Annotated in this window: 33 protein-coding genes and 1 pseudogene; 12 read left to right on the forward strand and 22 right to left on the reverse strand. The window is 56.0% G+C overall.

Going from position 1 to position 15,164, the window contains the following annotated elements:
• Positions 1-2 precede the first annotated feature (2 nt).
• Positions 3-146, reverse strand: coding sequence for a hypothetical protein (locus SYN9616_RS17910; protein WP_232200126.1), 144 nt, complete (start codon positions 144-146; stop codon positions 3-5).
• 93 nt (positions 147-239) lie between these two features.
• Complete coding sequence (locus tag SYN9616_RS0106250; protein ID WP_028952337.1) at positions 240-437, reverse strand: hypothetical protein; 198 nt, start codon at positions 435-437, stop codon at positions 240-242.
• A 51-nt stretch (positions 438-488) separates the two neighbouring features.
• Here SYN9616_RS0106250 and rpsU point away from each other — a divergent pair, with 51 nt between their 5' ends.
• The 4 genes from rpsU (at position 489) to SYN9616_RS0106270 (ending at position 3,200) form a co-directional block, all read left to right on the forward strand.
• Positions 489-665: a 30S ribosomal protein S21 gene (gene rpsU, locus SYN9616_RS16415; RefSeq protein ID WP_009790002.1), complete on the forward strand. Its 177-nt coding sequence runs from the start codon at positions 489-491 to the stop codon at positions 663-665.
• 202 nt (positions 666-867) lie between these two features.
• Positions 868-1,110: a hypothetical protein gene (locus tag SYN9616_RS0106260; protein ID WP_028952339.1), complete on the forward strand. Its 243-nt coding sequence runs from the start codon at positions 868-870 to the stop codon at positions 1,108-1,110.
• Positions 1,111-1,116: 6 nt separating this feature from the next.
• A complete protein-coding gene (locus SYN9616_RS0106265; RefSeq protein ID WP_051410966.1) occupies positions 1,117-1,908 on the forward strand; it encodes a hypothetical protein in 792 nt (263 codons plus the stop codon).
• Positions 1,909-1,922: 14 nt separating this feature from the next.
• On the forward strand, positions 1,923-3,200 hold the full coding sequence (locus SYN9616_RS0106270) for a cytochrome P450 (RefSeq protein WP_028952341.1): 1,278 nt from the start codon (positions 1,923-1,925) through the stop codon (positions 3,198-3,200).
• Here SYN9616_RS0106270 and SYN9616_RS16420 read toward each other — a convergent pair.
• The 4 genes from SYN9616_RS16420 to SYN9616_RS17650 all read right to left on the reverse strand — a co-directional run bounded on the left by SYN9616_RS16420 (position 3,112) and on the right by SYN9616_RS17650 (position 4,162).
• Positions 3,112-3,444 (reverse strand): hypothetical protein, encoded by a 333-nt coding sequence (locus SYN9616_RS16420; protein ID WP_071991425.1) that lies wholly within the window; start codon positions 3,442-3,444, stop codon positions 3,112-3,114. The genes SYN9616_RS0106270 and SYN9616_RS16420 overlap by 89 nt on opposite strands.
• Before the next feature lie 4 nt (positions 3,445-3,448).
• Positions 3,449-3,736 (reverse strand): hypothetical protein, encoded by a 288-nt coding sequence (locus SYN9616_RS15340; RefSeq protein WP_037990740.1) that lies wholly within the window; start codon positions 3,734-3,736, stop codon positions 3,449-3,451.
• Positions 3,737-3,819: 83 nt separating this feature from the next.
• A complete protein-coding gene (locus SYN9616_RS17645; protein ID WP_198015149.1) occupies positions 3,820-3,996 on the reverse strand; it encodes a hypothetical protein in 177 nt (58 codons plus the stop codon).
• Positions 3,997-4,006: 10 nt separating this feature from the next.
• Complete coding sequence (locus tag SYN9616_RS17650; RefSeq protein WP_198015150.1) at positions 4,007-4,162, reverse strand: hypothetical protein; 156 nt, start codon at positions 4,160-4,162, stop codon at positions 4,007-4,009.
• Positions 4,163-4,195: 33 nt separating this feature from the next.
• On the opposite strand from SYN9616_RS17650, the gene SYN9616_RS15350 reads away from it, so the two are divergent.
• Positions 4,196-4,429, forward strand: coding sequence for a hypothetical protein (locus SYN9616_RS15350; protein ID WP_156918698.1), 234 nt, complete (start codon positions 4,196-4,198; stop codon positions 4,427-4,429).
• Between the two features lie 410 nt (positions 4,430-4,839).
• Here SYN9616_RS15350 and SYN9616_RS0106310 read toward each other — a convergent pair whose 3' ends face one another.
• The 7 genes from SYN9616_RS0106310 to SYN9616_RS0106340 form a co-directional block, all read right to left on the reverse strand.
• Positions 4,840-5,043, reverse strand: coding sequence for a chlorophyll a/b-binding protein (locus SYN9616_RS0106310; RefSeq protein ID WP_028952342.1), 204 nt, complete (start codon positions 5,041-5,043; stop codon positions 4,840-4,842).
• A 28-nt stretch (positions 5,044-5,071) separates the two neighbouring features.
• Positions 5,072-5,713: an alpha/beta family hydrolase gene (locus tag SYN9616_RS0106315; RefSeq protein ID WP_037991352.1), complete on the reverse strand. Its 642-nt coding sequence runs from the start codon at positions 5,711-5,713 to the stop codon at positions 5,072-5,074.
• A 40-nt stretch (positions 5,714-5,753) separates the two neighbouring features.
• Positions 5,754-6,254, reverse strand: coding sequence for a DoxX family protein (locus SYN9616_RS0106320; RefSeq protein ID WP_028952344.1), 501 nt, complete (start codon positions 6,252-6,254; stop codon positions 5,754-5,756).
• A 180-nt stretch (positions 6,255-6,434) separates the two neighbouring features.
• Positions 6,435-6,752 (reverse strand): DUF3303 domain-containing protein, encoded by a 318-nt coding sequence (locus SYN9616_RS0106325; RefSeq protein ID WP_028952345.1) that lies wholly within the window; start codon positions 6,750-6,752, stop codon positions 6,435-6,437.
• Positions 6,753-6,849: 97 nt separating this feature from the next.
• Positions 6,850-7,512: an SDR family oxidoreductase gene (locus tag SYN9616_RS0106330; RefSeq protein WP_028952346.1), complete on the reverse strand. Its 663-nt coding sequence runs from the start codon at positions 7,510-7,512 to the stop codon at positions 6,850-6,852.
• Positions 7,509-7,868 (reverse strand): DoxX family protein, encoded by a 360-nt coding sequence (locus SYN9616_RS0106335; RefSeq protein WP_028952347.1) that lies wholly within the window; start codon positions 7,866-7,868, stop codon positions 7,509-7,511. The genes SYN9616_RS0106330 and SYN9616_RS0106335 overlap by 4 nt, the downstream gene beginning before the upstream one ends.
• Positions 7,858-8,076, reverse strand: a complete 219-nt coding sequence (locus SYN9616_RS0106340) for a CP12 domain-containing protein (protein WP_028952348.1) — start codon at positions 8,074-8,076, stop codon at positions 7,858-7,860. Before SYN9616_RS0106340 ends, SYN9616_RS0106335 begins: the two co-directional genes overlap by 11 nt.
• A 154-nt stretch (positions 8,077-8,230) precedes the next feature.
• Here SYN9616_RS0106340 and SYN9616_RS17200 point away from each other — a divergent pair, with 154 nt between their 5' ends.
• Together SYN9616_RS17200 and SYN9616_RS17655 are read left to right on the forward strand one after the other, a co-directional pair.
• Positions 8,231-8,389 carry a hypothetical protein gene (locus SYN9616_RS17200; RefSeq protein WP_156918700.1) on the forward strand — a complete coding sequence of 53 codons (159 nt, stop codon included), beginning with the start codon at positions 8,231-8,233 and terminating at the stop codon, positions 8,387-8,389.
• A gap of 259 nt (positions 8,390-8,648) precedes the next feature.
• Positions 8,649-8,825 (forward strand): hypothetical protein, encoded by a 177-nt coding sequence (locus SYN9616_RS17655; protein WP_198015151.1) that lies wholly within the window; start codon positions 8,649-8,651, stop codon positions 8,823-8,825.
• Here SYN9616_RS17655 and SYN9616_RS17660 read toward each other — a convergent pair.
• Positions 8,806-8,976, reverse strand: coding sequence for a hypothetical protein (locus SYN9616_RS17660; protein ID WP_198015152.1), 171 nt, complete (start codon positions 8,974-8,976; stop codon positions 8,806-8,808). The two genes, SYN9616_RS17655 and SYN9616_RS17660, sit on opposite strands and share 20 nt — an antisense overlap.
• 89 nt (positions 8,977-9,065) lie before the next feature.
• On the opposite strand from SYN9616_RS17660, the gene SYN9616_RS0106360 reads away from it, so the two are divergent.
• Positions 9,066-9,569, forward strand: a complete 504-nt coding sequence (locus SYN9616_RS0106360; RefSeq protein ID WP_028952349.1) for a hypothetical protein — start codon at positions 9,066-9,068, stop codon at positions 9,567-9,569.
• Here SYN9616_RS0106360 and SYN9616_RS0106365 read toward each other — a convergent pair whose 3' ends face one another.
• Positions 9,570-9,821, reverse strand: a complete 252-nt coding sequence (locus SYN9616_RS0106365; protein WP_028952350.1) for a hypothetical protein — start codon at positions 9,819-9,821, stop codon at positions 9,570-9,572. It lies immediately after the preceding gene.
• Between the two features lie 135 nt (positions 9,822-9,956).
• On the opposite strand from SYN9616_RS0106365, the gene SYN9616_RS0106370 reads away from it, so the two are divergent.
• Complete coding sequence (locus SYN9616_RS0106370) at positions 9,957-10,226, forward strand: hypothetical protein (RefSeq protein ID WP_028952351.1); 270 nt, start codon at positions 9,957-9,959, stop codon at positions 10,224-10,226.
• Positions 10,227-10,228: 2 nt separating this feature from the next.
• On the opposite strand, the gene SYN9616_RS17205 is transcribed toward SYN9616_RS0106370, so the two are convergent.
• Positions 10,229-10,444 carry a DUF4278 domain-containing protein gene (locus tag SYN9616_RS17205; protein ID WP_037990746.1) on the reverse strand — a complete coding sequence of 72 codons (216 nt, stop codon included), beginning with the start codon at positions 10,442-10,444 and terminating at the stop codon, positions 10,229-10,231.
• Positions 10,445-10,703: 259 nt separating this feature from the next.
• On the opposite strand from SYN9616_RS17205, the gene SYN9616_RS0106375 reads away from it, so the two are divergent.
• The 3 genes from SYN9616_RS0106375 (at position 10,704) to SYN9616_RS0106390 (ending at position 12,700) form a co-directional block, all read left to right on the forward strand.
• Entirely contained in the window at positions 10,704-10,886 is a 183-nt protein-coding gene (locus SYN9616_RS0106375) for a hypothetical protein (RefSeq protein WP_028952352.1), read from the forward strand.
• Between the two features lie 299 nt (positions 10,887-11,185).
• Complete coding sequence (locus SYN9616_RS0106380; protein ID WP_198015153.1) at positions 11,186-11,971, forward strand: DUF481 domain-containing protein; 786 nt, start codon at positions 11,186-11,188, stop codon at positions 11,969-11,971.
• A gap of 294 nt (positions 11,972-12,265) precedes the next feature.
• Positions 12,266-12,700 (forward strand): nuclear transport factor 2 family protein, encoded by a 435-nt coding sequence (locus SYN9616_RS0106390; protein WP_028952355.1) that lies wholly within the window; start codon positions 12,266-12,268, stop codon positions 12,698-12,700.
• A 16-nt stretch (positions 12,701-12,716) separates the two neighbouring features.
• On the opposite strand, the gene SYN9616_RS0106395 is transcribed toward SYN9616_RS0106390, so the two are convergent.
• The 6 genes and pseudogenes from SYN9616_RS0106395 to SYN9616_RS17925 form a co-directional block, all read right to left on the reverse strand.
• The gene (locus tag SYN9616_RS0106395) at positions 12,717-13,106 is read right to left on the reverse strand and encodes a hypothetical protein (RefSeq protein WP_156918702.1); all 390 of its coding nucleotides are present in this window, start codon (positions 13,104-13,106) and stop codon (positions 12,717-12,719) included.
• 266 nt (positions 13,107-13,372) lie between these two features.
• Positions 13,373-13,519, reverse strand: a complete 147-nt coding sequence (locus SYN9616_RS17210) for a hypothetical protein (protein ID WP_156918703.1) — start codon at positions 13,517-13,519, stop codon at positions 13,373-13,375.
• Between the two features lie 3 nt (positions 13,520-13,522).
• Positions 13,523-13,702: a hypothetical protein gene (locus SYN9616_RS0106405; RefSeq protein ID WP_156918704.1), complete on the reverse strand. Its 180-nt coding sequence runs from the start codon at positions 13,700-13,702 to the stop codon at positions 13,523-13,525.
• A gap of 76 nt (positions 13,703-13,778) precedes the next feature.
• Positions 13,779-13,976 (reverse strand): hypothetical protein, encoded by a 198-nt coding sequence (locus SYN9616_RS0106410; protein ID WP_028952358.1) that lies wholly within the window; start codon positions 13,974-13,976, stop codon positions 13,779-13,781.
• 134 nt (positions 13,977-14,110) lie between these two features.
• Entirely contained in the window at positions 14,111-14,494 is a 384-nt protein-coding gene (locus SYN9616_RS17915) for a hypothetical protein (RefSeq protein WP_232200131.1), read from the reverse strand.
• Between the two features lie 341 nt (positions 14,495-14,835).
• Positions 14,836-15,164, reverse strand: a pseudogene (locus tag SYN9616_RS17925) (photosystem II q(b) protein); the annotation flags it as partial.

Genomic DNA, 15,164 nt, shown 5'->3' on the forward strand with positions numbered 1-15,164 from the left:
AACTAGGCCTGAATGACGTTCTGCTGGCTCACCATCCCCTCTTGACGAGGTGGCATCAGCTGGCTGGCCATCAGCAGGTGGGCCATGAAACGGCTAGCTGAAAGCAAGGCCAGTCCCACACAAATCGGACAATGCGTCAATCCCATGAGAAGAGCTTCGACGCCTAGTGGTCGCCGAGACGAGGAATGAGGGATTTCTTGATGATCAGCCTGTTCCCTTTCTCCACTCCCTCAAACAATTCATCCCAGCAACCAGCTCACCAAAAGCGTGAGCAAAACACCCTTGAAGAACGATATCCAGAGCAGGGCATACACACCCAGCCCGAAGCGACGCATCAGGGCATTGATCTGCTGTTTATGCCAGCGCACCAGAGCCGGGTCGCCCTCAACACTCAGCTGCTGAACGCGCTTCAGGGCCACACGGCCAAGTCTTGTCATTCAAGGGCACCTCACTGATAAACTGTATTTTTGCTCTGTTTCGGAGAACGGATGAGTCAGGTCACTGTCGGTGAGAACGAGGGCATCGAATCAGCGCTACGTCGTTTCAAGCGCTCTGTAGCCAAAGCCGGCATCTTTTCCGATCTGCGTCGCATCCGCCACCACGAAACCCCTGTAGAGAAATACAAGCGCAAGCTCAAGCAGCGGTCCCGTAATCGCCGCCGTTGATCGAACGGCAAAAGCAAGTCCCAGAATTCTTTTCATCAAGCGCCCCTCAATGGACGTAAGCCCTTCGTTAAGGCACGAGGGGCTCATGGCGGCAGCGTTCCGTAGGCGCAGGCGTAGACCTTCCCCAGTGGCGGTTTCTGAACCAATTCGTCACAGCAGGCGGTCTGGTTTCGCCAGACTCAGCCTCACCTGAAGACATCGAATGCTTCTGCCGATGCCGTTCTGTCCCATCAGTGCAGCGAAAATCGCCGGCCTAAAAGCCACGGTGATGCTGCTGATGGTGATGTTGTTCAAATCAAAGATGCTGCGCCTCAAGATGTCGCTGCTTGGCAGCGTTCTCGGATTCGCCATGCTGATTGGCTTTTTGATCACCACAGGGGTGCTGAGCGTTGTGGCAGGTGGTGCCCTGGCTTATGCAGCCACGCAGTCCGGCAAGCGCAGCTGATTTCTGATGCAACGACTCGGACTTCTGGCCGGTATCGGACTGGCAACCCTTGGAACCCTTGGCATCGCAGGCGGTGGAATTCTCTGGAATTTCCAGGGCCGCACCCTCGGCCTCAGCAGCACCATCACCTCACTGGTGTTCTTGGCCATCAGCCTCGTCCTGCTTCGCCCTCTGCCGAGCGAACCGTTTGATGTCGACTTGCTCGAGATCAGTGATCTGCCTGCGCCCACCCCGGCAACCTCAACGATCAGGCTGAAGCGGCCTCAAACCTCTCTGATCGGGATCACCCTCGCGGGCTTCGGCACCTTTGGATTGGCTGCCTCGGGAATCCTTTGGAACTTCCAGGGAGTTGCCTTCGGACTGAGCGGCACGCTCACATCCGTGGTTGCTCTGCTGCTCAGCATTCCCTTCCTCTGGCCGATCGGGTCCCGTGGCCCAACACAAACGATCACTGTTCAACTCAAAAACAAACCAAAACCTGCCGAAACGCTCCCGAAAACAAGCGAACCAGCGCCTGAGCCTCAACAGGGACAGATCCCCGATCCGCAGCAGGATCCCGTTGTTGCTGTTGCTGAAGCCGACGCTGAACCTGAAGCAACGAGCAACGGTGTGTTGACCACAGCGGAAGCGATCGCTGCCGAACTCGCTTCCTCTCAGGAACAGACAGCCCCTGTGGAACTGGTGACCTTCGCACCTCAGAATCTCGCTCCTGGGCGAACTCTCCCCAGCCGCAACCGCCGACCAGGGGCATCCCTCAAGGGCTATCGCGGCATGGTGGAAGATTTGTTCCGTAGCTGAAGAACGTGAGCACGATCCTCAGATCTCTCCCTTCAACCGGCGCCGTCAGCGGCATCCTTGAAGCCGTTGGGTTTTTTCGGGATCCGAACTTCGCTTCACGACGCTTTGAAACCTACGGCGACGTTTTTGAGACAACCCTGATTGGTCAGCGGCTGGTTTTCGTGCGTGGCGACGAGGCGATCGAGGACCTGTTTCAGCAATCGGATGCCGTTCAGGGTTGGTGGCCGAGCAGTGTTCGAACACTGCTGGGAAGCAGGTCATTGGCGAATCGCAACGGACCTGCCCACAAAGCACGTCGGCGGGTCGTCGGCCAGCTGTTCGCGGCGGCAGCCTTACGCCGCTACAGCCCCCAGATCATCGCCATGGTGAACAACCTGGCGGACGAGGTCGCATCAACCAAGTCGCCCATCGCTCTGGCGGATCGCATGCGGCGCTTTGCTTTTTCGGTGATCGCCACCACTGTTCTGGGCCTCGATGGCAGTGATCGAGACGCTCTTTTTGTCGATTTCGAAATCTGGACAAAAGCGCTGTTCTCGCTGCCTGTTGCCATCCCTGGCAGTCCCTTCGCCAAGGCTTTGCAGGCCCGATCCCGTTTGCTCAGCAAATTGCAGCAGGTGCTTGCCGACGCCGATGGTCGCCGTGGAGGCCTTGATCTGCTGGCTGGCGGACTCGATGAAGCCGGACTTCCACTCAGTGATGAGGATCTCGTGGAACAGCTTTTGCTGCTGTTGTTCGCCGGTTATGAGACCACGGCATCCTCCCTCTCATGCCTGATGCGAGAACTGCTGATGCAGCCTGAGCTGCTGTTCTGGCTACGGGAGGAACTGAACGGCCTGGTCTGGCCGCCAACCGACGACCCCACCAACAGCTACGACCCTGGCAAGGCTCCCCGGTTGCAGGCTGTGGTGAACGAAGTCATGCGAATGACCCCTCCGGTGGGAGGCTTTTTTCGGATCACCACTCGTCCGATCGCATTGGCGGGCGTTGAAATCCCTGAAGGTCGCGTGATCCAGGTGGCACTGGCTTCTTCCAACCGCCACGGCGCAGGCGATCTCGAAAAATTTCGACCGCAGCGTCACCTCGACGGATCCCTGCAGAAAAGTCTTCTGCCGTTCGGAGGTGGTGAACGTGTCTGCCTCGGAAAAGCACTGGCTGAACTTGAAATTCGTCTGATGACGGTTGGCCTGCTGAAACAGGTGTCGTTCAGTCTCTGCTCCGACCAGGACCTCGACCTTCAGCTGATCCCCAGCCCCTCCCCGAAGGGCGGGCTGCTGGTGAGCGCCAGAGATTGATCAACTGTCGATGCCAGGGCGTCACGTCGTGCGCCGGTCGGGGTGGGCTGGTCCCTGACTCCATCTCCTGCATGTCCCGTCGCAGACGATGGAGAACCGGGATGAGCAGGATCGCCACAATCAGCGCCATCAGCAACAGGAATGGCAGCAACGCCAGCATCCAGACGGTGGCAACCGCAGTCACCACCCCGGTCAGCAGCAACCGGATCCACTGGGGAGATTGACGACCGGGCAGCTGCTTCATGCCCTCAGGACTGAGCAGCCTTAAGCGCCTGCAGACCCAGGGCCATGTGCGTGCGGCAACTGCCGAGTGCCATCACCTGTTGGGGGGAACGTCCTTGGGCCACGGCATCGCCGTGCGCCGAAATGCGCTGCAACAGATGCTGCGTTTGCTCGGCCCAGATCTTGAGCTCGTCGGAGAGGGGGTCGACATCCGAGGCGCAGGCCTCCATCTCTCTGGGTGCCCCCTGCAACAGTCCCGCCAGATCACGGTGACTGAGGGCATCGGGAATCATCCGCTGTTCAGCATCCTTCATCAATTTCTGCTGTGTCGTGATCCGACCTTATGGAGTCCAGGCGTCGCCATCCAGTTCGGTTGACAGGGGGATCTCCACACTGATTAGGGGCTGTCTCGAAAAATCCGGTCGAGTTCACGCCGGAAGTCGCGGCTGCTGAGAGGCGCCGCCCCCCGACGTCGTCGGTTGCGCTGCAACAGCGATCCAATCCACCAGATCTGGAGAGCCAGAAACACCACGCCGGTGGTCAGCAGGCTGACCGTGGCGCCGTTCCATTCCATGCCTGATGTCTCAGTAACTGGATAGCGGCAGGGTGAAGCCCGATTGCATGTGTCCGATGTCGAGCATCACGTAGACCAGCCAGATCACAAGGGCTGCCACACCAGCACCCGCAGCGATCTTCGCCAGGGAGCGCCCGATCATCTCGAGAAGGCTGATCTCTTTCATAGAGGCTGGATTGATCACAGCAATTCTGCCTGCATGCACATGCAACCGCCTGGCTGTGGCAGCCTCAACAAACGACGAGGCGACAACACCATGCCGCTTTTGCCCCGCTGGCGATACATGACGCCTAAGGCACAGCGTTCTGCACGTCGACTGGGAATCAGCGCGGGCGTGCTGGTGCTCGGTCTGATCCTGAACGTGCCTCTGCTCTGGCTTGTGATCGGACTGGCCGTCTGGTGGCTGTGGAACGGCTTGCAACGCCGTCGATGAGCAAACGTTGATGAGCAAGAGAAAAGCCCTGCCGAAGGCAGGGCTGAAATCCCAGACGTGCGACCTTGTTTCCACGTCGTGAGAACTCCTCACCACTTCACCGTGCCAAGAGAACGACGGGAACGGCGCAACCTCATGCATCCAGTGCAACTGGCACAGATCCTGAACATCAGAATCACTGCTCAGCTCACGGCCAGATCGTTCATTGATTGGTATCAATGGAGTGTGTACTGGCCTGACGTGCCATGACCAAACTGATCAGAAGCAGCTCAATGATGGGTGGTTCTGGCTTTCAGGAACGATTCTCCCGATGGTGGAGAGCGATCTTCAACGCACAGAACAGGTCTGAAGATCCCAGGGAGGGCAGAACGGAACGGCCATTCATGTTCTGGGATCTCAGTGATGGGTGATCAGCCCTGACCAAACAATCCGAAAGTGATCTGGCTGGCAATGCCATGACCGGTGATCACTTCCGTGAGCAATCCGATCAGAAAACCGAGCATGGCCACACGACCATTCAGGAGCTCTGCGCGATTCATGCGCTCACCCTGAATCTGGGACTTGGCTGCCTCCTGATACCAGTCGTCGCGAGGCTGGCTGACGGAGTCGGACATGACGCTACGAAGAATTCGTGAAGTGATGTTACAGGAACTTGCAAAGAAAGCGGTCAGCCATTTCAACAGCGAGTTTCAGGTTCGACGACTCGCTGTGCCCTGAATGCTGACGTGGCTTGAAGCTGTGGTCTCCGTCAGGGATCCAGGCCAGCTCAACCGCTGGTGCCAGGGGATAGGCTTCCACCTCAGCCATGCGCCCCATGGCATCACGCTCCCCTTGCACAACCAGCACAGGGGCCGTGATTGTCTGCAGGTGTTCAATCCTGAGGTTGTCGGGCCGACCCAGTGGATGAAAGGGATATCCCAGGCAAAGACAAGCCCTGATCTGATCCTGATCAAACAACGATGCGGCAACCAGGCTGGCGATACGACCACCCATCGACTTACCGCCAATGAATAGGGGGCTCGAGCCTGCAAGCGTGCCGACCTGCTCTCGAAAGTGTTCAATCAAAATGTCGGCGCGGTCTGGAGGACGCCTCTTGCCGAGGAGCCTCTGACGCTGCATGTAGGGGAACTCGAAACGGACAACATGCCAACCGAGCCCTGCAAGCCCCTGAGCTGTTGCCTGCATGAAAGAACACTCCATGCCAGCTCCCGCTCCATGAGCCAGAAGCAGAGTGGCTTTTGACGATGTTGGTCCGTCAAACAGACGACGATCGGACACAGACATCACTGGGAGGTTCACCCTCCCAGCTTGAATTCATCGGTGATCAGCGCGCAGCAGGCACATCACTCAGGCTCGGAGTGCGCTTCAGCAGCTGCTCAAGGGACTCTGAGGTGAATTCCAGATCGGGCTCGAAACGACGGCTGACCAGCTCGTCGATGGAGAAACAACCAGGCCCGACGGCAAGGATCGCCACAGCAGCTGCGAAATAAAGACCAAGCAGTTCAAGCAGATAGATGTTGAATCCGGCCGTGATGATTGCGTGATAGATCGCAACTGAGATAGTTCCGGCAACGGCAAGGGCGCCGAAGCGGGTGAGCAGACCCGTGATCAGCAGCCAGCTGCCGACAATTTCCGAAAACGCAGCGACGTACGACAGCAGAATCGGGAAAGGAAGGTGCAGTGGCCGGACGAAGGCGTCAGCGAAATTGTCGATATTGGCCAGCTTTTCGTAACCGTGGTGAATCAGCAGAGCTCCGGTGAAGACGCGCAGGAGCAGTAGACCCAGATCGCCGACGAACGGCTTTGTGAGAATGGCGCGGACCATAAATCTGTGATCGTTTACATGAATTTAAGAAGTTTTGTTGAGCCAGTGCGCCTTGCCTAGGCAAAAATAACCAGGTTGAGTATTTATACGCACTTTCAAAGCGTGCAGGTGGCGGAACTGATGGCGGAGACGGTTGGGGCCCGAGCAGGCCCCTGCCGTCTCCCTGCCGAGAGAACCTGATCAGTCAGCTGCGCCTAGCCGGGTGTTGTGCTGCTTCTGCATCTCCACCATCTCGCCGCAGGTGAGGGCCGGGCTGTACTCGAACTCGACCCCGAACATCGAACGCCAGAACATGAAATGGCGAAACAGGGCCTTGGCATCCACGGCTTTGCAGATCACGCAGATGCGTCCCGACTCAGGCATGTGCAGGCGAGCGACAAGCTCGAAGCCGTCGGTTTTGTCTTCCGGGGCTCCGTTTTCCATGTAGTCGATGAAGGCGGTGTAGCCCTCGTCCTGCGTTTCCGAGGGGACCTGACCGTTGACGACGTAAAACTGCATTGCGGAATTTTTAATGAGGCGGGCTTTTTTAAGACTGATCAGTTCAGCCCAGCGTGCTCTTCAAGACAGCCCGATCGACAAGCTGATCCGCCGATACTCAGGCCAGTGCCTGTTGCATCGATCTCTGGGGCAGTTCCGGATCACTGGTGACTTCAAGGATGCGGCCGATCGAAGCAGGCACTTGCAAGGCCTCGACACAACAACGGGCCACCAAGCGCCTCGGGATCGAATTGCTCTCCTGTTGGTCAGCATCACTCCAACGGATGCCCTCAGCGGCCACGTTGTCTTCGCGCTCTGAAAGGCCTCCGGGGCGAATCACTGTCCAGTCCAGACCACTGGCTTCAAGAGTTCGCTCACCAACCCGTTTCCACACCAGGATCAGCCCAAACAGGTTGAGTGGATGTCTCCAGCGGCCGGCACAGAGAGAGCTCACCAGAATCACCCGGCTCACCCCAACTCTTTTGCAGCTCTCCACCTGGGACTTCACTGACCAGGCATCCACCCGCATCGGCCCGGAAAGGTCGACTGACGGCCGAGCACCCGTTGCAATCACCAGGGCATCAACGCCCTGCAGAGCTTGATCGAGGGCCTGCTGATCAAACAGGCTGAGTCGATGCTGGTGGCAGCTGCTGAGCTGATCGGGCAGCACGGAATCCGGGCGCAGCAACAGCCGTGGCTCGAACCCTTCTTCCAACAGCTCCTCAACAACGCGGTAACCCGTTTTGCCGGACGCCCCACTGACGGCGACACGCTTGATCATGGTCGGGACAGTCGAGGCCGGGTGATCGCCAAAAGCAGGGCACCAGCGAAGGTGACGTTGCGAATCAGTCCTGAGTCAGGCGGAAAAGCGTGAAACAAGAGGGTGGTCGGCACCAGGAAAATCAGAAGCAGTGCCGCGCCGATACGGGTGGTGCGACCGAAGACAAGAAGGATCGATCCCAGAACAAGAAAGGCGATGGCCCCTGCCAACATCAGAGAAGCCACCGGCTCCGGGACACCTTTGGATGCGATGCCGGCAACCGTGCCAGCAAAATCGCTGATTTTTCCTGGCACAGCTGCGATGAACATGGACGCCAACGCCAGACGTCCCAGACGATCAAAGAGCTCAGTCGTCATAAACGAGACATTCAGGCTCGTCTGGATTTTGTTCGCAGAACAGCTCCAACGGAGATGGATCGTGCGTGTCGTCGGGGAACTGCTTCTTGTGATCCAGAAGCCATTGAAGCTCTTCGGTGAGGTGACGGACCTTGCCGTCGTTGTGCTCTGCCAGAGCCTTCAGAAATTCCTCTTGATCCTTCTGGATGTGCTCGTCGATCGTTTTCATGCTTGCAGGAAAGCTCCTGGTCTTCTGCTGTCGTAGCGGTCGCGTAACGCATTGATCAGCAGGTATTTCTACCTTTATGTCTAAAAGCAGACATCCTCTGGTAACCCGGCACAGTGCCCGTAAGTCTGTTTCTGGATCTGGATCCACGGAAACCATGCAACCCTCCGAACGAGCGGTGATGACAGGAACCATCCTTTTCGCGATGGGATTGGTGATCGGAATTGCAATTGGATCAGGTTCTGCGGTCTCGTCCTTGACCCAGGGAGCTCCTGATGTTCTTCAGAGCTGGTCGGGAGTTGTCGCCCTTCCCTGAGTCAGCAGCCTCTTGACGCGCAAGCCCGAGGGATCTATCAGACATCCAAGTCGAGAGACTCCACAATGGGTGGAAGCGCAGAGAGAACGATTTTCCGTCGGGAAAAGCGTGGCATAAGTGGCTTGTTGAAGTCCCTGAGGCACCTTTTCTTCGGTTAGTCAACTCCTGAAAAGCAACTTTTAGGTCAGGAGATGAACAACAGTTGCGGATTTTCTTGAACAACCTGGGCCATGGTTTGAAAGTCCACAGCGAAGCTTTCATGAGCGCGCGCAGGCCTTACACGGTTCGATTCAGAACCCCCGATAACAACACTCTCGAGAATTGCTTTTACGCCACGGATGCCTTTCAGGCTCGGCTCCTGGCGATGGAGTTCAACCGTTACATCAACGACCACCCGAACCGCATCGACAAAATCTTCAGCGCAACCCAACGCTGATGCTGCCGCAGCTGATCAGATGTTCGAGCCGGGCAGACAGTTTCCGTTCGGTTCGATCGAAGTCATCATGGTTACCCGCCACATAGGCCAGTTCCTCACTTGTGATGACCTGATGGGTCACGGCATCCAGGTAGATCTGAACCAGGGACATCGAGCAGGTGTCGGACCAGTGAATCCTGGCAACAGCGACCCTTGATCGGAGGGAATCCGCGACACCAAAAGCCTCTTTAGGGTCACAACATGGATCAACAAAAGGTCCAAAGCCTTGTTCAGCAATGCGCTCTTGGCCTGTTTGATCTGGCTTGCGCGGTCAGCGGACATCCTCGCTGGGATCTTTCACTCCCTGTGGGTGTCATCGACGCCCGCAGAACCAAACCGCGGTTGATGGTGTCTGCCGTGGGGACGATCAATTCGATGGTGAAGGCCTCGCCCACCATCGGCCACCCCTTGATGCAGCGTTTTTTTCAACGCTTCGACGAAATCGGTCTCGATTCCGCCCTCGAAGAGGCTCGCTCCGGGCAGGACGCCGAGGCCTTCACAGAGATCTGGCAGGCCTACCGCGACGAACGCAGGCAGGATGAGCAACCGATGTGGAGCATCGAGGACGCCACGGATTTTGTGCTCAAGTCCCGGGAAGCCCACGCCGATCGCGAAGTGGCTTGTCTGGCGATCTTTCCTGGAGACCCCCACAAAATCCTGACGTTTTCCATTCCGATCGCCTTTCTCACCAGGCCCGACGGCTGATCAATCGGGATCGGACCCATCGTTTCCATCGCTGTTTCCATCGTTGACTCCGGACGTGAGGAAGCGATTTGAGAAACGCGTTGCCAGAACCACGGTGGCGGCCGCATAGGCAATGAAGGTGACCGCTTGTCCAGACGATCCGGTGCCATAAACCTCCCCGGCGAGCAGCAACCAATCCATGAGGGAGGCAACCGTTCCCCAGATCACCACCCAGACGGAAACGTAGACAACGCCACGAAGGGTTGGATTCATATGACGACAGGCAATGGGCCAAAGATTAAGCAGCAAAGCCCTGGCCGGAGAGTCATTTTCAGGTGAAGGGAACTGAAACAGGAGCGATGAGCAAGCCCCCTTCCCGTAGTGTCAGCCCCTGACCCGGCAAGAGAGATGCCAAGAAAGCGGCGCAAACTCAACAAGGACATGGAAGCGGATATCGCTGCCGCAAAACGCAAGGTGGAGCTCTTCACGGCATTGATCAACGACATTCGTGACGAAGACATCCAGGGCGAATATCTGGATGCTTTCGCACAGGTCCGAGCAGCCGTCATCCACCTGCAGGCGACCTACATCACCGACGGTTTCTGCGAGGAAACCGAAGGCACGCTGGCCTTGTACCGCGGACTGATCGAACGCTTCGAGGAGGAATACGAGCTCTGAACTCAGCGGCTGTAGGACACCCCGCGATAATGGAAATTGCCGCCTGAAGAAAAGGTATCGGACTGACCAGCGGTGTAGGTGCAGCCCCGATAAGTGAGGACAGGATGACTGCACGCATCCTTCTGGCGGTCACCGTAAATACCGCGGTCGTACCGCAACTGAGAGGTTGCGAGAGAGCCTTGCTCGTAGCTCTGACCCCGGTAGAGAAGTGTGGTCATGTTCAGATCCGAAGAAAGACCAACGTCCCCGTTCCATGGCGTTGGTCGAACTGCGCTCTGCCGATGGCAGAGTGAACGTTTAGTAGCTGTTGCTACATAACACTTATAGACGCACATCAGCTTCAAGTGCGAACAGTCCACAACACTTCTTTATCTAGCCGCTCATCTGGATCGCCTGACAGAGGGACAGAGCTGTCACAACTGTGACGATTCAGTTGGAGCGACCCGGCCATAAAGACTCAGCAGCGACTGCCCTCCCATGCCAGATGGAATTCAGCTGACGGTCTCACAGCAATTCGAGCAGGAGCGCCTGACCAGGGCGATTGAATCCACCATGGATCCAGTTCAGTTGCAAACCCTGGCCAAACAGCTCCTCCAGGCCTGGCAAAGCCAGAGAGCAGCAACCGCATGGATCATTCGACAACACGCCGAGGGGATTTAATCTTCACTGGCAATTAATATCCAATGCCCGCCCTTCAGCCTTGGCCCTGAAACAAAGCGAACGCCAGGTTTCTCCCCTGAGGATGAAGATCACAGTCCTCGTGGCTGGCCTGGCACCTCTCATCGCCATTGGCATTTGGCTCCAATCCAAAGGTTTTTTCAGTTGATCTGCTGATGCTCCCCTTCAAATACGTGGTTCAGATGTGCGTCCTCGGGGCGCTCTCCCTCACAGGCGCGGCCTCTGCGATAGCCGAGACGGTGAAGTTCACCCTTGTGAATGGAGACGTCGTCAGTGGTGAGTTGCTCGAAAGCGAAAGCACCGATGACGTGCGCGTTCTGATCAGTCCAGTCCTTGGACGACTCGAAATCGACGTGGCATCAATCAAGGTTCCTGAACCAGACCCACTTTGGAAAAGCAGCATCAGCGGAGGATTCAACGGCAACGACAGCGATGGTGATGGAAGCTTCAGCGGAAACATCAGCGCTTCAACCCGATACAAAGACGCTGATCAGATCTTCGTGCTGTCGGGCGGAATCAACTACAGCCGCAACGACGACAAAGACAAAGACCCCGAAATCAAAACCAAGAAAGGAAATCTTTCACTCTCCTACGACAGGTTTGTAAGTTCTAATATCACCGCTTACACGTTAACAAATTATAACTACGATTACTTAAAAGACTCTGGAGTCAACGATTTCGTCGCCTCCGTCGGTGTGGGATTCCCACTGATCAAATCCGACACAACTACACTGAGCATCAAAACAGGTCCCTCACTGGAGTGGATCGGTGGAGGAAACGATTGCTCGAGCAATGAGTACTGCGGAAACAGCTACGGAGGTGCTTTCTTCGGGGTTGATTTCGGCTGGAAACCCACACCATGGTTCCATTTCGGTGTAGCAAATCAGTTCAGAGCAAATTTCGCATCCGAGGTGAAGCCTTCCAACTCTTTCGCCGCAACCTTCAAATTCATCCCATCAACACAGACCAACCTGTTCACATCGTTGAAATTTCAATCCACTTACCAGAGCATGAGTACACCAGCATCGAACAACACTGTCTCTGGACAGATAGGGGTTGATTTTTAAATTTGCACAGCAAGTTCAGAAAAATCAGGTCAAGTCCAAATGGACGCGTCGATGCCTGTTTGCAACTGCTGGTTCCCTATTGGGCCTTGGTTTCGGGCTGACCATACCCTTGTTGCAGAGTCAACAACGTGAACTCCAGACAGTTGAGGAACCACGCTTCCAGGACGCCGCACCGAAGCCAATTCAGACAGAGCCAGAACGTGAACAACAACCACCCACGGAAACCACCACTCTGAGCGATGGTTGTGTTGCACCTCCCCAGGGAGGCCCACCCGTCAACGCCAACTTTGAACCATGCTGACGCCGCCGCTGGATGCACAGAAAATCCGCGAACTGTTCACGAAGCCTTACGGGATAGCAGCACCCACAGCTGAGCAATGGAAGGCCATATACGCTCACAATGTTGAGTTCATTGACCCAACACAAACAACATCCGGCGTTGAGTCCTACATCCGAGCGCAGCAGAGCCTCATGCAACGTTGTGACGATGTTTTTCTTGAAACAGGGTGCGTTGCGATTGAAAATAATGTCGCCTTCATCGAATGGCGAATGGGACTGAAGATCAAGGGTATTGAATTCATTTATCCAGGAGCAACACGTCTTGTTTTCGGCAGCGATGGGCTCATCATCAAGCACAGGGATTACTTTGACTTCGTTGGGCCGACCTTCGAACCAGTACCAATCATTGGCAATTTCGTACGCTGGATATACAAGCGCTTCGTCTCCTGAATATCTATTAAAGACGTCATCTCAACATCCATTCAGAGGTGACAAACTGAAAAAGATGGTTCGAGGTTGACAGTTTTTCAAGAAACAGGATCCAGGTCAATAGCGACATTCCCACAACAAAGACAGACAGCAGCGGCTCTTTACCCTGCCGCAAAGATTTCACACCGATGAGTCCGCCAGAGCTGCAGATCCCGAGCCCAAAAACCCAGCAGGGGAGATAAACCAAAACCCGTAAAATCAATGGCTGCAACGCCATTTCATCCGGCTGCATGGGCAAAGCCAGTTCTGTCAGCAGCCATGGATAGAGAATCCACACACCAGCATCACGCAGGCGCAGCAATGCAAACCGGCCTGGATGCTTGCGATGAAAGCGAAGACTTTCCATAACACCCTTCATTTCAGCCAAACATCAGGTTTATTAACTGAGCCGAGCGTGAAGCAATCCTGAGAGAACTCTCACCAAGCAGACGGCACGAAAGATCACATGCCATCGAAAGCGATGCTTCTCAGAATGACCGCCAATGAGGATTCAGATCCTCTTTCACTGGTGCAGCCGAGAGGATCTCTCATTGAGAACATCGTTCCAATCACATCATTTTTTCCAGAAAAAACAAACCAATCCAGGCCAATGAGTTCCCAATATTCCTCATGACGTGTCCTGACGAATCGGCACTAGCGAAACAAACGTCGTCGATGGCGAATCCCCTTCACCATCCGCGTTGAGCGGCGACGCAGGTTCTCAATCTCCAGCTGATTCCAACGCCAACCAAGCAGGGACAGCATCAGAACCAGGACCACAAGAACGATCCAAATGGTCACGGCTCACATGCAGAGACTGCTCTGCCACAGCTCCTGTTCCTCTCCCAGGTGGGTTCTCACGCAACTGGAGATGCAATCGTCTGCGCCATCCACAGAGCACTGGGTGATGCACTCAAACCAGGCATCAACAGCGTCCCAGCGCTGGGATTCGGATGAAGCGATGCTCTTGTGATCCTGCGACACCACGGCTCCTGCTCTTCACCCGTTGTAGTTCGACCACTGATCAATGTCCGGCCTGAACGAAAAGCCGTAAAGGGGTTTAACGCTCTCCATCCTGCTCAAACGAACACTCCAGCAAAGCCGCATAGAGCAACGTCTGCAGCCGATGAAGATCCTCCTGTTCCTGGGGATCAGGACCTCCAGGCCACTTCTCGAGATGAAAGCGAACCGAGCGATGGAGCAACCGAATGGCATCCACATCCAGCTCGAACTGGAGGGTGGGTCGGGAATCTGTCATGAACCCATTTTCATGGCAGCTGCGCTTGACGCCAACACCTGAATGAACTAGTACATCTGTACGCACAGCTCAATTGGCTCTTGGCCTTCAGTTCTCGCAATCCACAGCCCTGGCCTCCAATCGAAAACAGGCATTTACGCCCCAGTCGTTCCCTGATGGTCTGCATCACCTGTGAGCGGTTTCGTCACGCACTGACCCCCATCGGAACCACAACGCCGGCCTGCAGTCGTCACGAACGGCTGCTCCCCCAGGGGTCTCACCTCAGCCATCGCTGTTATCAGTGGATGAAACGACTGGAATGCGAGACCGACTGGAGCCCCGAAGCTGCCTGAACAGTGACAACAGTGATGGCTGAACTCGACGCCGTGCACAACGACAACAGCACTCAGCTGATCACAACCGACCGAGAAAAAGCGGGAATCAACAGAGCGTTGACCAGATCGAGGAAAAGGCCAGACCAGCGGCACGATCAGAAATGCATGGGTGGAGGGCCCGTACTGCTGCGTCATCGCCGTCATGTTCGCCATCGCCGTGGGCGTCGAGCCGAGTTAAATACCACCGAAGCCTGCACAGATCACGGTTGCGTCGTAATCACGTCCCATCAGATGGAACACCAGCCTGCCCCGAAACAGGCTCAGAGATTTGATACCGCTGAAGGGCGCCCCATTTGCGATTGAGCCGTTTGCCAATCAACAAAACCTGAAATCCCGTGGTGATGGATGCCAGTGGAGACAACTGAATAACCGACATGCCGCGACGCCATTGCATTCAATGCATGAATGATTAAGACATCGATCGGGGCAAAAGACAAAAAAAATCCCCACCTTTCGGCGGGGAACTATTGAACGCAGCAGGATCCTCAACCGATGGCGGGTGCTTGCAGAGCCACAGGAGTGGACTCAGCAGCAGCCAGGTCGAGGGGGAAGTTGTGAGCGTTGCGCTCGTGCATCACTTCCATGCCGAGGCCGGCACGGTTGACCATGTCGGCCCATGTGTTTACAACACGGCCCTGTCCATCAAGGATGGACTGGTTGAAGTTGAAACCGTTCAGGTTGAAGGCCATGGTTGACACGCCCATGGACGTGAACCAGATGCCGACAACGGGCCAGGCAGCCAGGAAGAAGTGAAGGCTGCGGCTGTTGTTGAAGGATGCGTATTGGAAGATCAGGCGACCGAAGTAACCGTGGG

The sequence above is a fragment of the Synechococcus sp. CC9616 genome (assembly GCF_000515235.1).
GTDB lineage: Bacteria > Cyanobacteriota > Cyanobacteriia > PCC-6307 > Cyanobiaceae > Parasynechococcus.

Bases quoted from the DNA above. Each gene is read 5' to 3' on its own strand.
- SYN9616_RS0106410 (WP_028952358.1), bottom strand. From the start codon at position 13,976: ATGACAGATTCCCGACCCACCCTCCAGTTCGAGCTGGATGTGGATGCC.
- SYN9616_RS17200 (WP_156918700.1), top strand. From the start codon at position 8,231: ATGCAACCCTCCGAACGAGCGGTGATGACAGGAACCATCCTTTTCGCG.
- SYN9616_RS0106320 (WP_028952344.1), bottom strand. From the start codon at position 6,254: ATGGTCCGCGCCATTCTCACAAAGCCGTTCGTCGGCGATCTGGGTCTA.
- SYN9616_RS16420 (WP_071991425.1), bottom strand. From the start codon at position 3,444: ATGAAGCAGCTGCCCGGTCGTCAATCTCCCCAGTGGATCCGGTTGCTG.
- SYN9616_RS0106325 (WP_028952345.1), bottom strand. From the start codon at position 6,752: ATGCAGTTTTACGTCGTCAACGGTCAGGTCCCCTCGGAAACGCAGGAC.
- SYN9616_RS0106260 (WP_028952339.1), top strand. From the start codon at position 868: ATGCTTCTGCCGATGCCGTTCTGTCCCATCAGTGCAGCGAAAATCGCC.
- SYN9616_RS0106250 (WP_028952337.1), bottom strand. From the start codon at position 437: ATGACAAGACTTGGCCGTGTGGCCCTGAAGCGCGTTCAGCAGCTGAGT.
- SYN9616_RS17205 (WP_037990746.1), bottom strand. From the start codon at position 10,444: ATGACCACACTTCTCTACCGGGGTCAGAGCTACGAGCAAGGCTCTCTC.
- SYN9616_RS17645 (WP_198015149.1), bottom strand. From the start codon at position 3,996: ATGGAATGGAACGGCGCCACGGTCAGCCTGCTGACCACCGGCGTGGTG.
- SYN9616_RS0106310 (WP_028952342.1), bottom strand. From the start codon at position 5,043: ATGTCCGACTCCGTCAGCCAGCCTCGCGACGACTGGTATCAGGAGGCA.
- SYN9616_RS17910 (WP_232200126.1), bottom strand. From the start codon at position 146: ATGGGATTGACGCATTGTCCGATTTGTGTGGGACTGGCCTTGCTTTCA.
- SYN9616_RS15340 (WP_037990740.1), bottom strand. From the start codon at position 3,736: ATGAAGGATGCTGAACAGCGGATGATTCCCGATGCCCTCAGTCACCGT.
- SYN9616_RS0106330 (WP_028952346.1), bottom strand. From the start codon at position 7,512: ATGATCAAGCGTGTCGCCGTCAGTGGGGCGTCCGGCAAAACGGGTTAC.
- SYN9616_RS0106265 (WP_051410966.1), top strand. From the start codon at position 1,117: ATGCAACGACTCGGACTTCTGGCCGGTATCGGACTGGCAACCCTTGGA.
- SYN9616_RS17650 (WP_198015150.1), bottom strand. From the start codon at position 4,162: ATGAAAGAGATCAGCCTTCTCGAGATGATCGGGCGCTCCCTGGCGAAG.
- SYN9616_RS15350 (WP_156918698.1), top strand. From the start codon at position 4,196: ATGCACATGCAACCGCCTGGCTGTGGCAGCCTCAACAAACGACGAGGC.
- SYN9616_RS17915 (WP_232200131.1), bottom strand. From the start codon at position 14,494: ATGACGGCGATGACGCAGCAGTACGGGCCCTCCACCCATGCATTTCTG.
- SYN9616_RS0106390 (WP_028952355.1), top strand. From the start codon at position 12,266: ATGCTGACGCCGCCGCTGGATGCACAGAAAATCCGCGAACTGTTCACG.
- SYN9616_RS0106340 (WP_028952348.1), bottom strand. From the start codon at position 8,076: ATGAAAACGATCGACGAGCACATCCAGAAGGATCAAGAGGAATTTCTG.
- SYN9616_RS0106365 (WP_028952350.1), bottom strand. From the start codon at position 9,821: ATGAATCCAACCCTTCGTGGCGTTGTCTACGTTTCCGTCTGGGTGGTG.
- SYN9616_RS0106335 (WP_028952347.1), bottom strand. From the start codon at position 7,868: ATGACGACTGAGCTCTTTGATCGTCTGGGACGTCTGGCGTTGGCGTCC.
- SYN9616_RS0106315 (WP_037991352.1), bottom strand. From the start codon at position 5,713: ATGTCTGTGTCCGATCGTCGTCTGTTTGACGGACCAACATCGTCAAAA.
- SYN9616_RS0106375 (WP_028952352.1), top strand. From the start codon at position 10,704: ATGCCAGATGGAATTCAGCTGACGGTCTCACAGCAATTCGAGCAGGAG.
- rpsU (WP_009790002.1), top strand. From the start codon at position 489: ATGAGTCAGGTCACTGTCGGTGAGAACGAGGGCATCGAATCAGCGCTA.
- SYN9616_RS17655 (WP_198015151.1), top strand. From the start codon at position 8,649: ATGAGCGCGCGCAGGCCTTACACGGTTCGATTCAGAACCCCCGATAAC.
- SYN9616_RS17660 (WP_198015152.1), bottom strand. From the start codon at position 8,976: ATGTCCCTGGTTCAGATCTACCTGGATGCCGTGACCCATCAGGTCATC.
- SYN9616_RS0106360 (WP_028952349.1), top strand. From the start codon at position 9,066: ATGGATCAACAAAAGGTCCAAAGCCTTGTTCAGCAATGCGCTCTTGGC.
- SYN9616_RS0106370 (WP_028952351.1), top strand. From the start codon at position 9,957: ATGCCAAGAAAGCGGCGCAAACTCAACAAGGACATGGAAGCGGATATC.